Raw genomic sequence first — 13,849 nt, 5'->3', positions numbered from 1 at the left:
GTAAGCGTCCGGCTAACGCACCTTACGTACGCCTAGCACTGCGCGCGTTTAGGTATCTGTAAGCACGAAACCCATAAAAATCAGGAGTTCGCATGAGCCATAGACGACCTAAACCACTCAATTACAGGGGTGATCAGTGAGTTGTTACGATGCCGAGTGCGCAGTAGGTAACCGTGGTCATCACGAATTACTGTAGGCCCTAACCGCACCAATAGGCCATCCTGGATCGCCTGATCCACAAGTGCACCCCAAGCGAGCGTGAGGCCTTTTCCCTGAATTGCAGCGTTCAAAAGCAATGGATAATTGTTAAAAGTGAAACTGGTTTTTTCATCAATTGAACCAAACCCAGCAAGGGCAGACCATCTCGCCCAATCCAACCACCTTGGATTGCGTTCATCCATATGAAGCAACGCCAGCGACTTCAAGTCGCTCTGTGTTACGTCAGTCCATAAACCGTGCTGCTGCGCAAAAGCCGGGCTGCATACTGGAAAGACCTTCTCCGGCGCGAGCATGATTTCGCTTTCCATTTTTGGATCACGTTGATCGAAGCTGATGGCCAAATCTACGTCATGCAAATTGGATGTGTCGTGCGAGTCCATAGGAAGAATTTGAAATCGTAAGCCAGGAAATTCGAGCTGGAGAAGATGCAGCCTAGGTAATAACCAAAGATGGGAAAAACCAAAATTCGCAGAAATGGTAATCAATGGTAGATGATTAGAAAGGCTTGCTTGGACTCTTTCCAACGCAGAGTCTAAGTTGGAAAGCAGGGGCGATAGGTCTTCGTAGAAGCGCTTTCCACTGGCCGTTGGCCGCAAGTGATTGCCCGAGCGATAGAGCAAGGCCCCTCCTACCGTCTCCTCAAGGCTTCTGATTTGCTGCGAGATAGCAGGCTGAGTGGTGCCTATTTCCCTGGCTGCTGCGGTCATAGACCCGAGTCTGACTGCGGCCTCAAAAGCCACCAGCGCCTTCATAGCAGGGAAAGTTTTTCTCTGGCCTTCCATAAGATTTATGCATGCCCCGTATAAGGTTTAAACGTGTATCTCATCCGCAGGGGACTGAGTAGTCTTGGCCTTGAACCGAAATCTAAAACAAAAAAGCTCGGTCATCCTCACACACAAATTTGTTCTCTGCCAAGACCTACTGACCCTAGTTGACCTAACTGGTACGCGGAGACAGCTCATGCGCAAGGCCTTGTTTTACTTAGCTTTTTCTGGATTGGCATTCACCTCTTTAAGCACCTTCGCAGCAGGTGATTCCGAACAGTGCAAGTCTATTCGATTGGCCGATCTCGGCTGGGCGGACAATGCTGCCAACAATGGAGTGACGATGGCCCTGGCTGAGTCCTTAGGCTACGCCCCAAGCAAAACGCTGGTCGCAGTGCCTATTGCTCTCGGGTCGATCCAAGCGGACAAACTGGACGCGTTTCTCGATTATTGGTCGCCTTCTCTCGATCCCACCGTCATGCCATTGGTCAAAGAAGGCAAGCTGCTCAAGCAACAGCCCCCGAACATGACTGGCGCCAAGTACACATTGGCGGTGCCCACTTATCTAGCGGATCAGGGCCTGCATTCTTTCCAAGATCTTGCAAAATTTAAAGATCAGTTGGGTGGGAAAATCTATGGCATTGAGCCTGGAAGCGGTGGTAATTCATCCCTGAAGAAGATGATCGAAAAGAATCTTTATGGTTTGGGTAACTTCACCTTGGTCGAGTCCAGCGAAGCCGCAATGCGGTTGGAGGTCTCGCGCGCCATAGCACGCAAAAGGCCAATCGTGTTCTTGGGCTGGGCGCCTCATCCGATGAACCTAGAATTCAAAATGACCTACCTTTCAGGTGGAGACGAGGTATTTGGCCCCGATTATGGTGCAGCCACTGTGTACACCGTTACGGCGCCCGATTACGCCGCGCGTTGCCCCAATGCTGCGAAACTGATCAGCAATATGCGCTTCGACACCGATATGGAAAGCGAAATCATGGTAGGTGTCCTAGACAAAAAAGACCCCGTCATGCTCGCGAAAGAATGGATCAAGAGGAATCCCGCATGGCTGGAAAAATGGCTCGGCGGCGTTACGACGTTTGATGGGAAAGATGCCATGAGCGCTTCCCGCGCCTACTTTGGCATCTGACGTTAACCATTAGAAAAATGCATGGCAGAGATGCTGATTTCCCGCGTTTTCATTACGCACACTTCTCTAAAGAATGGGTTCACCTCCACTCTCAGGATCTGCAAAAAATGCAAGTCACCGAATTGAAAATTCAACAGACTCCTCCCGCGCTCAAATTTTCCACCGGCAAGGATGAGTACGAGATTCCTGCGTTATGGCTCCGTGAAAAAACCCAGGATCCAGAGTCGACAGACGCTAATACGCAGCAGCGCCTGTTCGATTCCCACCTCATCGATCCAGACGTTCAATTGACAGAGGTTGAGCCCCTTTCACAAGGGCGGGTTCGAATTGCTTTCAGCGACGGTCATAGTGCCCACTACACAACAGACTATCTGCTGGCTGAAATTGTTGACGCCGATCACAGCCCAGCGCCCATTGCTTGGGATAGCAGTTTAGATCAGCGGTTGATTCGTCATGACTGGCGAGCGCTGGGCGATAGCAAAGCATTCGAAGCAGCGCTTATGGCCTACCTGCAATATGGCTACATCGTCCTTGCGAACGTCCCAAATACTCCTGAGCAGGTACTCGAAGTAGGTCGAAAATTTGGGTACATCAAGGAAACCAATTTTGGCACTTATTTCGAAGTTCGTTCAAAACCGAAGGCGAACGACTTAGCTTATAGCACCGTGGCCTTGGGCCCACATACCGATAATCCCTACCGAGACCCAGTGCCGGGCATTCAGCTCTTGCACTGCTTGGTCAACGAAACCTCCGGTGGGCTCTCGACGATGGTGGATAGCGTTAAGGTGGTGGATGCGCTTATGCAAGAAGACCTTGCAGGCTACATGCTCCTCAAAAACACTCCGGTTCGCTTTCGGTTCGTAGATAAAGGTGTAGAGCTGACCACCCGGCGTCCGATGATCAAGACCGATGAAACTGGGCAGACCCTTGGCGTGCACTACAGTCCACGTCTGGACAGCTTACCGCTGCTGAGGGCCGACGAAGTACGGGCATTCCATAAAGCACGTAAGCGTTTGGCCGAATTGTTCAATCATCCAGACTATGAGGTGAGGTTCCGGTTAGCCGCCGGAGAGCTGATGTTTTTCGACAACAGCCGAGTCCTTCATGGCCGCACAAGCTTCAACCCTTCCGAAGGGGCAAGGCATCTGCAAGGATGCTACATAGACTTAGACGGGCCGCGTGAGCGTTTGAGCGAAATTATCAAAGGATCCAAACAAACCGAAGAGGCCGCGTGATATGGAGCAGGTCGAGTTCATCCGCATGAAAGATGGAACGTCCGAGGAATACCATTTCCTTGAGCATCTGGAGAGTGAGTTCAACAAAGGGTTGGCTGATCGAATTCTGAATGCACTGCAAGGGTTGGCCACTACGCTAAGCGGTTACAAAATCAACCGTCTTGAGCATTCCTTACAAACGGCTGCTCGCGCTGAGGCAGACGGTGCAGATGAGGAGATGATCGTAGGCGCCTTGATCCATGACATCGGTGACGATCTCGCGCCGTATAACCACTCTCAGTACGCGGCATCGATTATACGACCTTATGTACGTGGCGAGGTTGCCTGGGTGCTGCATCATCATGGACTGTTCCAGAACTTCTACTATGCCCATTACTTTGGCGGGGACCGTAACGAGAGAGATCGCTACAGAGACCATCCATGCTTCCAGCTATGCGCAGATTTTTGCGAGCGTTGGGATCAGGCCTCTTTTGACCCAGCGTTCCCTACCCCAGATCTGGAGCACTTCGCACCAATGGTCAGGAAAATATTCTCTCGCAAGCCGTTTGATCCCGAAGTGATAGGTGCTGAGTACCCTCTTGGCTGACCGACTGGATATCGTCTATCCCGAGTCCGAAAGTACCTTAAGCTTTGGGCTCGGGAACTATGCATTTAGTTAATCTTTCGGGATAAGTTTTTTGCCCTTTCCGACAAGAGCGAAAGCGAGCTTGGATGGCTCTGTCGCTTTAACTCCATCCAACGGTCGAGAAAATTCAAGCTACGGCAAGCACGCCTTGCGTAGTTAAACGGACACCCACTTGTGCGGGAGCAACTCAGTAACCCCACTCGCCCGCTGCGTCGGCAGACGAGTTAGCACATCCTTCAAATACATATACGGATCATGCCCGTTCATACGCGCTGACTGAATCAAACTCATGATCGCCGCCGCTCGTTTGCCGCTGCGCAGCGACCCAGCAAACAACCAGTTGGAGCGCCCAAGTGCCCACGGCCTGATCTGGTTTTCGACTTGGTTGTTGTCAATGGGCACAGCCCCGTCGTCTAGGTAGCGCGTGAGCGCCACCCAGCGTTTCAGGCTGTAATCCAGGGCTTTGGCCGTGGCTGATCCGTTGGGCACCAGGTCGCGCTGGGCCAACATCCAGTCATGCAGTGTTTTGATGATCGGTACCGCCTTTTCCTGGCGTATTCGCCAACGATCCTCATCGCACATGTCCCGAGCTTGGCGTTCAACTTCGTACAAGCCGCCAATCGAGTACAGCGCTTGTTCAGCCAGCTGGCTTTTGTTCGCCACGTGCAGATCGAAAAACTTGCGACGGGCGTGGGCCATGCAGCCAATTTCTGTAATGCCTTTCTCGAAACCGGCTTTGTAGCCAGCGAAATCGTCGCATACAAGCTTGCCGTTCCACCGCCCAAGGAAGTTGCGCGCATGCTCGCCTGCGCGACTGGGACTGAAGTCATAAACCACAGCTTTGAGCGCCGAAAACGGCGTGGTGCAGTAGGCCCAGACGTAAGCGCGATGAGTTTTCTTCTCGCTTGGCGCAAGCATCTGAACCGGAGTCTCATCGGCGTGGATCACGCCCTGGGCCAACACTTGTTCACGTAGCGCATCGACCAGAGGCTGAAGTTGCACACCGGTCTGTCCGACCCATTGCGCCAGTGTCGAGCGGGCAATCGCCAGCCCGGCCCGACCAAAAATATTCTCCTGCCGGTACAGCGGCAAATGGTCGGCGAACTTCGCCACCATCACATGGGCCAGCAGGCCTGCGGTCGGGATCCCCTTGTCGATGACTTGGGCCGGTACAGGCGCCTGGATCAGTGTTTCGCACTTGCGGCACGTCCATTTTCCACGCACATGCTGCTCAACGGTGAACACGCCCGGGGTGTAATCGAGCTTCTCGCTGACGTCTTCGCCAATGCGCTGAAGTTGGCAGCCGCAGACGCACTGAGTGTTTTCTGGCTCGTGACGGATCACTGTACGTGGGAACTGCGGCGGCAGCGGCGCACGCTTGGGGGTCTGACGTAGCTCACCCGGTGCAGGTGGCGGATTGACCGCCTTCAGCTCGGCCTCGATGGCCGCGATATCAGTGTCGAGCAGATCGTCGAGCAAGCTACCTTGGTCAGGGCTTAGCTGTTCGCTGCGCTTGGCGAACTTGTGTCGCTTGAGGATGGCGATCTCAAGAGCTAGTTGCTCGTTGACCGTTTCAAGACGGTGGATTTTCTGGCCCATCGAGTCAACCTGAGACAGCAACTGCAAGGCCTGTTCAGCCAAGGCACGTAGCTGTTCCGGTGTCATTTGATCGAGATTGGGCGAGGAAGTCATGCCGCTGATTGTGCCAGAGCCGGAAGTCAGCAGCGATAAACCGATGGGCTAATGGCAGGCGTTATAACACTGTGATCAAGCCGCCAGCACCGACCCGTTGCCATGGCAAGCCCAGTACCAAAGCCTGAAGTTGCTCGTTATCGAGTTCGACCTCCGATCCGTGCCGAATGCCGGGCCAGTGAAACCTGCCTTGATTCAATCGTCGCGCCGCCAGCCAGATACCCACGCCGTCATGCACCAGAACTTTCATCCGATTGGCGCGGCGATTGGCGAACAGATAAGCGCAGTGCGGCTTTGCCGCACCGAACACGGCAATGACCCGGGCTAACGCCGTTTCGGTGCCGGCTCGCATGTCCATCGGTTCGGTGGCGAGCCAGATCGCATCGATTCGAATCACCGCAACAGGTCTCGCAGAAAGGAGGCACAGTCGGCTGCGCTTTCGGTCGGCCAGTTCACTTTGACGGTGCCACGCGCGTGCTGGATTTCAACGCAGATGCTCGATGACGCAGCCTGGGAATGCCCTCCGGCGAACTGCAAAGGTAGCGGAATGAAAGCAGGTTGCAGCTCCGTGACTTCGTTCGTTTGTACCCGAATCCATTTATGGACGAGGTTCGCGTTAAGGCTGTGGTGTTGCGCGACGTGGGCAATCGAGGCGCCGGGCTGAGCGCACTCTTGGACTACCTGGGCCTTGAATGATTTGGAATAGGATCGGCGTTGTGGCTGCATGGAAAGACCCGCTTAAAAGGCTAGAAATGGTGTCCACCTAAAATACGCGGACACCATCGCCCTTAATGCTCAAGTTCGGTAGGTGACTTGGCCGGACGGTTACTCCCCACCGACGAAATCCGGGCGTGAAACTGCTGAGTCTGGTGCGAAAAACTCATCGCGCTGAAGTCCGGGCATACGCTATCAGCCAGCTCTCCACGCATAGGGTCGATTACGGCGTACGCGCCCGGCAATCCCGTCTTGCGTAGTGTCATTGCCTTGGCAAGCAATGACTGGCGGGGCCATCTTGATGACCTAAGCCCGAACGTTTTAGATAACTGCGAGCACTCCACGAAACGCTTGTGCCTCTATCTCCACTAGACTAGAAGATGTACTGCCCTCATGCTCCAACAGGAATCGTTTTACGAGCTGAAATCCAAGGGAATAGCCTAACCATCTTGGAAGGTCAGATGCACCAAAGAACCACGCGTCGTGACCATAATCCTTGCGACTCCAGTAGCTTTCCGCCATTCCGATATGGCGTCGAATGTCAGACACATCGAGGCGCTCCCATGGTTCAGGTAAACCACCACAGATTTCCTGTGCAAAAGCGCCCGCCAGCCCCTCCGAAACAAGCGCTTCACCTAATGATGATCCATAACCTGGCCCATCCCATCGGGCGGCATGGTGAAGTTCATGTGCAAACATTCGTTCGAGCGACGCGTCTTGGTTTGCTCTGAAAATGTCACTTGCAGGATCTACGGTCAAAAAAATAAGACCTGGTTCCGACGCATATCCTAGATGCCCCTTTTCTGGAATGACATGAGTGCCAGCTTTCACTATCACATCAAGTGGGCGCAACGGCATCAACGCAGTTGCTTTTGCGTAGGTTTCTAACAGGCGGGTGTGAAGCCAATCACGGTGATCGATAAGCGCGCCGCGCGCGTCGATGAAATGGAAATTTATGGATGTCATTATTATGCCTCCTTGCATAAAGCCTTGCGTAACGAGATAGGTTGCCAACTATGGCCCGGTACCCGCGCGCATATCCATCGGCTCCGTGGCGAGCCAGATGGAGTCGATGCGAATCATCTCAGCAGGTCTCGGAGAAAGGTTGCGCAGACAGCAGCATTTTCAGTTGGCCAGTTCACTTTGACGCGGCCATGTGGGTGCTGGATTTCAACACAGATAGTCGGTGACGCGGCTTGCAAATTTACCATTCGTTAGCCAAACAATGCCGCCGTGCTGGAATCCTGCAGAATCACGTACAACCATTGCTTCGTGACGATCACCATCAACAAAAACATAGGCCGTTTTTTCGAGATCCTTCGAATTAGCCGACGCACAAGCCAGCAGATTCCGGCGTTGTTGTAGGCAATGACGCAAGGCGGTGTAGCCATTCTCAGCGCTTCCTGACCTCACCAAGAAAAAGAATATTTATTCCACTTTATTGCATGTTACGAATTTTTATTCCATAAATAGCCCTCCTGAAAATAAAAATCCAAAGGACCCCGGCTATGCGCGAACTCGGTATCGGACTCATCGGCACAGGTTTCATGGGCCGCGCCCACGCCCTGGCCTTTCGCAATGTCAGCGCTGTTTTTGAATTGCCGCTGAAGCTCAACCTCGCCGCCCTTGCCGACGCCGACCCGCAGCGCGCCCGCCACTGCGCCGATGCCTGGGGCTTCGATGCTGCTCACAACGACTGGCAACAGTTGATCGATGACCCCAAGGTCAACCTGATCGCCATCACCACCCCCAATCATCTGCACTACCCCATGGCCATGGCTGCCATCGCCGCCGGTAAACCGGTGTACTGCGAAAAGCCGCTGGCGGTGAGCCTCGAGCAGGCCAGTACCATGCGCCTTGCAGCCAAAGCCGCAGGCGTGGTGACGCGGGTGGGTTACAACTATCAGCACAACCCGATCATCGGCCTGGCTCGGGATTTGATTCAAAACGGCGCGCTGGGGCAGATCATCAGTTTCCAGGGCGAGTTCAGCGAAGACTTCATGGCCGATCCCGTTTCACCCTGGTCCTGGCGCTGCGACGCCAATTACGCCGGCGGCGCCCTGGCGGACCTGGGCAGTCATTTACTGGCCATGGCCCGTCATCTGCTGGGCGATGTCGAGGCGGTGTGCGCGGATACCCAGACCGTACATGCGCAACGCCCCGTGACGGCGGGTGGCCAGGAACGACGCGAGGTCGCGGTCGACGATCAGGTCCACGCGTTGCTGCGGTTCGCCAATGGCGCGCGAGGGACTTTCAGCAGCAGCTGGCTCAAACACGGTTACAAGAATCACCTGTGTTTTGAAATCTGCGGCACCCAAGGCACCCTGGCGTTCGATCAGGAACGCTTGAATGAACTGCGGCTGTATCGTGCCGGGCAAAACGGTTTCCAACGGCTGCTGGCGGGGCCGGATTTGCCGGGTTACGCCGCCTTCAGCCCGGCGCCGGGGCACCAGTTGGGTTACAACGAACTCAAGACCCTTGAAGTGCATGAGTTGGTGATGGCGCTGGCCGGTCTCGGCCAGGACGGGACCGATTTCGAGCAGGCGTGGGAAGTCGAACGCCTGGCGACGGCGATTCGTCTGGCGGCACGGGAGTCGCGGTGGGTCAGGATCGAGGAAGTCTGAACCGACGCACAGGTCATACACCGCCAGTTGCACGTGCTACTGGCGGTACACCGGACCCGGTTTACTGAGTGACGCAACGGGTCAGGGTCGTGGTTCGGGTCACCTGCCCTTCAGCCCTCATATCACCCTGTACATCGGTACTTTCGGTGGTCGAACAGGTACGAACCGGTGTCGGTGGCGGTACGGCCGGGGGTGGAGGCGGCGGACTGGCGCAACCACCCAGAATCGCCATGCAGAGTGCGAGCGACAGTGGTGAAAAAGCACATTTCCAAAAATTGTTCATAGGCTGACCCGCGGTAAGTAATCGACATTTTCCGCGACTCGAAAACCATCCCGCGAACCCGCGGCCCTGTCACAGAAAAGAAATACCCTCGCATTCCTTATAGCTTAGCTACCCGCCAATGCCAGAAAGACAGCGACCATTCCATTACCGCAGGCCTGCGGGATATGACGCCTAAAGAGCGGAGGATCGATTCAAGCCACTGCTTTCAAGCTCATAGCGCAGCTCTTCAATCAACGCCGCCACTGCCTCCGGCGTCCGGAGCGTCGCCACGTTCAACCCGCTGACCACCAGATCCACCTGCCCTGTCGCCGGATGGTAAAGCTTCACCGTCAACGAATTATCCCCGGCAAGCGCACACTCACAGGCCAACGGCAAAAAGCTCCGCTCCAACCGCATACGCAATTGCACCAGGTAACTCATCCCGACTCACCTTGGCGACAGCGTAACGTCGACTGCCCGCCTGTTCTTTTCGCACCCATGAGGTTGTTCCTTCAGCTGCATCGAAGAGGACGCGATACCGGGCCCAAGCCACGTCTCGCACCCCGACAGCCTAGAAAAAGCCCCATCTGATCAATACATGAAATTGCACCACCCGCACTAGTGCATTTGCACCTTAACGTTGCCCCTTGGTCCGCTTCACGCCGGAGAACAGACCTCGTTCGCGAGCCCAGACAATCGCCTCGCTACGGCTATGCACATCGAGCTTGGAGTACACCGTCGACACATGATTGCGCACTGTATTGGGCGCGAGTTTCAGGCGCGCGGCGATCTCCTTGTCGGCCAGGCCTTCACAAATCAGGCCGAGCACATCGCGCTCCCGGGTGGTCAGGTCGGTGAACGACACACTGGGCAACTGCGGCGAATTGACGTTTTTCACGTTGGCGAGTTTTTCGATCAGCGTACGGCTGAACCAAGACGCATCTTTCATCACCTCTTCGATCGCCGACACCAACTCCAACTCGGTGCGCTTGCGCTCGGTGATGTCCATCAACACCAGCAGGTAACAAGAGCCATCCTGAATGTTCACGGTGTCCGCCGAGACCGCACAATCAATCAGCCCGGCATCCTTCCGGCGCACCCTGACATCGACACGATCCACGCGCCCGCTTTTCTCCAGGGTCGCAAACAGTCGCGTGCGAGCGCCCGCGTCATCGATGAAGCCGAGTTGCGCCACGGTCTTGCCGAGCACTTCATCATTGGGAAATGCGAGGGACTCGAGGAAGGCTTCGTTGACGTCCATCACCACTTGGTCGGCGGCGCGGCACACCAGGATCGGCACCGGCGTCAGACGAAACGCTTTGGCGAACCGTTCCTCGCTCTGGCGCAGGGCGATTTCGGCCTTGTGCCGAAGCTCCATGTCGACGAAGGAAAACAGCATGCAAGCTTCGTCGTTGAGCTCAAGCGGTTGCCCAGCAACGATCACCTGCTTGCTGCCACCGTCGGCCAATTGCAGCTCGGCCTGCATCTGCGGAATGGTGGCGCCGTCACGCAGACGCTGCTTGGCCAGGTCCTTGTTCTCGGCGCGCTCCAGCACATCCAGCTCATAAGCCGAAGCGCCGATCACCTGATCACGGGCATAGCCGGTCATGTCCACGAAGCCCTGGTTGACCTTGATGTAGCGCAAATCGCTGAGGCGGCAGATCACTGCCGGGGCCGGGTTGGCGTTGAAGGTCCTTTCGAAACGCTGCTCGGCGCTGGCCCAGTCGGTGACATCGTTCATGATCAGCACCAACGATTCCGGCTCACCGGCACGGTCCGCCAGCACCATGCTGCGCACGCTGTGAACCCAGGTGCGCTCTTCATTTTCCAGCTGCGTCACCTCCACCATCACATCGCTGAACGTCTCGCCATGGGCCACGCGGCTGATCGGATAGTTCTCGATCGCTACCGGATGATTGTTGCGATAACGCAAGGCAAAACGCTTGGCGTACTCCCCGGCATTGGCCCCCAACTCGCCAATCTCGCTGACACCGTGCATGGCCAGCGCGGCGTCATTGGCCCAGAGAATGGTCTGGTCGAGCTCCAGCAGAATCACCCCATCGGACAGGCCGGCGATGATCTGCTGCAACTGGCGGCGATTGGTTTCAGTGCTCAGGACGTCCTGGCTCATTGGAACTCCACAATTGCGGCGGCACTTTTGCGCGCTGCCCAGTGAAGATTACGACCGCAGACGTTTGTGATAGTGCAAAAAGCCCGGCACCCGTGGCCCTCCCAAAGTAGCCCTATGCTCAATAGGGAAAGAGTGGTTTAGTGCCGCTTTTTGTCTATACGGAGAGTTGCCATGGTGTTTGATTCTCTTCACTTCACCCCCTGGTCTGCCCTCACGGGAGGAGCGCTGATTGGCCTCGCCGCGAGCGTAATGGTGGTGGCCAACGGGCGAGTTGCCGGGATCAGCGGGCTGTTGGGCAGCCTGCTTGAGCGTAATGATTCAGGACGAGGTGAAAAAGCCCTGTTCCTGCTCGGACTGTTGGCGGCACCGTTGGTGTGGGCGCTGTTTCATGTGTGGCCGGCCATCGAATTCAAAACCGGTACGGTGGGGCTGATCATCGCCGGATTGTGCGTCGGCATCGGCACTCGTTATGGCTCCGGCTGCACCAGTGGCCACGGCGTGTGCGGTATCTCGCGCCTGTCACCACGCTCCATTGCCGCGACATTGAGTTTCATGTTCACAGGTTTCGTGACGGTGTTCGTCCTGCGTCATCTGCTGGGGTATTGAACATGCGCAAACTGACCGCTTTCCTCGCCGGCCTGCTGTTCGGCGTCGGCCTGTTGCTGGCCGGCATGGCGAACCCGGCCAAAGTGCTGGGTTTTCTGGACATTGCCGGCCTGTGGGATCCGTCACTGGCGCTGGTCATGATCGGCGCCATTGCCGTGGCTTGGGGGCCGTTTCACTGGGCCATGAAACAACCGACATCCTTGCTGGGTGCGCCTATGCAATTGCCGGTCAGCCGTGAGCTGGACCGACGCCTGATCGGTGGCAGCCTGCTCTTCGGCATCGGTTGGGGTATTGCCGGCATCTGCCCCGGCCCGGCACTGGTGTTGTTGCCGACGGGGCACTGGCAGGCCTGGGTGTTCGCCATCGCCATGCTGGCGGGGATGCTGATGTTCAAAGCGCTGCAAACCCGCCGTTGAGCATCCCCGCCAAGCCAGTGGTCAAGCCGCCTGCTTACCACTGGCAATCGCCTGCGACGCCGCCAGCATCGCCCGCAACAACACGGCGCACCCGGCGGCCAGATCATCCGGCGCGGCGTTTTCGATTTCGTTGTGGCTGATGCCGCCTTCACAAGGCACGAAAATCATCCCGGCCGGGCCGAGTTCGGCGAGGAAGATTGCGTCGTGCCCTGCTCCACTGACGATGTCCATGTGCGACAGACCGAGCCCTTGAGCCGCACCGCGTACCGCTTCGACGCAGCCCTTGTCGAAGTACAGCGGCGGGAAGTCCGCGGTGGGTGTCAATTCGAAGCTCAGGCCGTGTTGCTCGCAGGTGGTTTCGATGACCTGGCGGACTTCGGCGATCATTGAGTCGAGTCGCGCCGGTTCCAGATGACGGAAGTCCAGGGTCATGCGCACTTCGCCGGGAATCACGTTGCGCGAGCCGGGATAGGCTTGCAGGCAGCCGACGGTGCCGCAGGCATGGGGTTGATGACCGAGCGCGGCGCGATTGACCGCGCCGACGATCACCGCGGCGCCGACCAGCGCGTCCTTGCGCAGGTGCATTGGCGTCGGGCCGGCGTGGGCTTCGACGCCGCGCAGTTTCAGGTCGAACCATTTCTGCCCGAGGGCCCCCATCACCACGCCGATGGTTTTGTGTTCGTCCTCAAGAATCGGGCCTTGCTCGATGTGCGCCTCGAAGTACGCACCCACAGCATGACCGCTGACCTGGCGCGGCCCGGCGTAACCGATGGCGTTCAAGGCTTCGCCGACAGTCACGCCCTCGGCATCGACCTTGGCCAGGGTTTCCTCGAGGGTGAATTTTTCCGCGAACACGCCGGAGCCCATCATGCACGGGGCGAAGCGTGAGCCTTCCTCGTTGGTCCAGACCACCACTTCCAGCGGCGCTTCGGTTTCCACGCCGAGGTCGTTGAGGGTACGTAAGACTTCGACCCCGGCCAGCACGCCGAAGCAACCGTCGAACTTGCCGCCGGTGGGCTGAGTGTCGATGTGGCTGCCGGTCATTACCGGTGGCAGATTCGGATTGCGTCCCGGACGACGGGCGAAGATGTTGCCGACGGCGTMGATGCTGACCGTGCAACCGGCCTCCTCGCACCACTTGACGAAGATATCGCGCGCCTGGCGGTCGAGGTCGGTCAGGGCCAGCCGGCAGACACCGCCCTTGACCGTCGCGCCGAGCTTGGCCAGGTCCATGAGCGACTGCCACAGACGGTCGCGATTGATGTGCTGATGGGTGGATTGCAGAACGTCTACAGCAGCGTTCATGGTGATCTCCTCAGGCAGTTGTTATCGGTTTCTTCGCTAGTTCCCACGCCCCGCATGGGAATTCACCCCTGGACGCTCTGCGTCCGCTCCTGGAACGCGGAGCGTCCCTGGCTGC

Annotated in this window: 14 protein-coding genes; 6 read left to right on the top strand and 8 right to left on the bottom strand. The window is 56.8% G+C overall.

Features of this window, described 5'->3' with window-relative positions:
• Window positions 1–80: 80 nt before the first annotated feature.
• Complete coding sequence (locus tag AC1DIS_RS27180; RefSeq protein ID WP_086946431.1) at window positions 81–1,001, bottom strand: LysR family transcriptional regulator; 921 nt, start codon at window positions 999–1,001, stop codon at window positions 81–83.
• Between the two features lie 178 nt (window positions 1,002–1,179).
• Between AC1DIS_RS27180 and choX the strand changes: the two genes are divergently transcribed.
• The 3 genes from choX to AC1DIS_RS27165 all read left to right on the top strand — a co-directional run bounded on the left by choX (window position 1,180) and on the right by AC1DIS_RS27165 (window position 3,945).
• A complete protein-coding gene (choX, locus tag AC1DIS_RS27175; protein ID WP_086946432.1) occupies window positions 1,180–2,124 on the top strand; it encodes a choline ABC transporter substrate-binding protein in 945 nt (314 codons plus the stop codon).
• Between the two features lie 107 nt (window positions 2,125–2,231).
• Window positions 2,232–3,359, top strand: coding sequence for a TauD/TfdA family dioxygenase (locus tag AC1DIS_RS27170; protein WP_245846328.1), 1,128 nt, complete (start codon window positions 2,232–2,234; stop codon window positions 3,357–3,359).
• A gap of 1 nt (window position 3,360) precedes the next feature.
• Window positions 3,361–3,945 carry an HD domain-containing protein gene (locus tag AC1DIS_RS27165; protein ID WP_086946248.1) on the top strand — a complete coding sequence of 195 codons (585 nt, stop codon included), beginning with the start codon at window positions 3,361–3,363 and terminating at the stop codon, window positions 3,943–3,945.
• 195 nt (window positions 3,946–4,140) lie between these two features.
• Here the strand turns inward: AC1DIS_RS27165 and tnpC are convergent, their stop codons facing one another.
• From tnpC to AC1DIS_RS27145, 4 genes are all read right to left on the bottom strand, one after another.
• Window positions 4,141–5,676: an IS66 family transposase gene (gene tnpC / locus AC1DIS_RS27160; protein ID WP_086946247.1), complete on the bottom strand. Its 1,536-nt coding sequence runs from the start codon at window positions 5,674–5,676 to the stop codon at window positions 4,141–4,143.
• Window positions 5,677–5,737: 61 nt separating this feature from the next.
• Window positions 5,738–6,073, bottom strand: a complete 336-nt coding sequence (tnpB, locus tag AC1DIS_RS27155; protein WP_140393644.1) for an IS66 family insertion sequence element accessory protein TnpB — start codon at window positions 6,071–6,073, stop codon at window positions 5,738–5,740.
• On the bottom strand, window positions 6,070–6,402 hold the full coding sequence (gene tnpA / locus AC1DIS_RS27150; RefSeq protein WP_086944210.1) for an IS66-like element accessory protein TnpA: 333 nt from the start codon (window positions 6,400–6,402) through the stop codon (window positions 6,070–6,072). Before tnpA ends, tnpB begins: the two co-directional genes overlap by 4 nt.
• A gap of 309 nt (window positions 6,403–6,711) precedes the next feature.
• Window positions 6,712–7,356 carry a DUF2268 domain-containing putative Zn-dependent protease gene (locus tag AC1DIS_RS27145; protein WP_477742968.1) on the bottom strand — a complete coding sequence of 215 codons (645 nt, stop codon included), beginning with the start codon at window positions 7,354–7,356 and terminating at the stop codon, window positions 6,712–6,714.
• 542 nt (window positions 7,357–7,898) lie between these two features.
• On the opposite strand from AC1DIS_RS27145, the gene AC1DIS_RS27140 reads away from it, so the two are divergent.
• Window positions 7,899–9,014 (top strand): Gfo/Idh/MocA family protein, encoded by a 1,116-nt coding sequence (locus tag AC1DIS_RS27140; protein ID WP_477742967.1) that lies wholly within the window; start codon window positions 7,899–7,901, stop codon window positions 9,012–9,014.
• 454 nt (window positions 9,015–9,468) lie between these two features.
• Here the strand turns inward: AC1DIS_RS27140 and AC1DIS_RS27135 are convergent, their stop codons facing one another.
• Together AC1DIS_RS27135 and AC1DIS_RS27130 are read right to left on the bottom strand one after the other, a co-directional pair.
• Window positions 9,469–9,717 carry a DUF1652 domain-containing protein gene (locus AC1DIS_RS27135; RefSeq protein ID WP_064618276.1) on the bottom strand — a complete coding sequence of 83 codons (249 nt, stop codon included), beginning with the start codon at window positions 9,715–9,717 and terminating at the stop codon, window positions 9,469–9,471.
• A gap of 193 nt (window positions 9,718–9,910) precedes the next feature.
• On the bottom strand, window positions 9,911–11,407 hold the full coding sequence (locus tag AC1DIS_RS27130) for a helix-turn-helix transcriptional regulator (RefSeq protein ID WP_111453506.1): 1,497 nt from the start codon (window positions 11,405–11,407) through the stop codon (window positions 9,911–9,913).
• Window positions 11,408–11,578: 171 nt separating this feature from the next.
• On the opposite strand from AC1DIS_RS27130, the gene AC1DIS_RS27125 reads away from it, so the two are divergent.
• Both AC1DIS_RS27125 and AC1DIS_RS27120 read left to right on the top strand, forming a co-directional pair.
• The gene (locus AC1DIS_RS27125; protein ID WP_477742966.1) at window positions 11,579–12,013 is read left to right on the top strand and encodes a YeeE/YedE family protein; all 435 of its coding nucleotides are present in this window, start codon (window positions 11,579–11,581) and stop codon (window positions 12,011–12,013) included.
• A 2-nt stretch (window positions 12,014–12,015) separates the two neighbouring features.
• Window positions 12,016–12,429 (top strand): DUF6691 family protein, encoded by a 414-nt coding sequence (locus tag AC1DIS_RS27120; protein WP_018929681.1) that lies wholly within the window; start codon window positions 12,016–12,018, stop codon window positions 12,427–12,429.
• Between the two features lie 21 nt (window positions 12,430–12,450).
• Here AC1DIS_RS27120 and AC1DIS_RS27115 read toward each other — a convergent pair whose 3' ends face one another.
• The gene (locus AC1DIS_RS27115; protein WP_477781200.1) at window positions 12,451–13,734 is read right to left on the bottom strand and encodes a Zn-dependent hydrolase; all 1,284 of its coding nucleotides are present in this window, start codon (window positions 13,732–13,734) and stop codon (window positions 12,451–12,453) included.
• Window positions 13,735–13,849 lie beyond the last annotated feature (115 nt).

This window comes from Pseudomonas sp. 05N433 (assembly GCF_056396925.1).
This window is presented reverse-complemented; position numbering and strand designations above follow the sequence as displayed.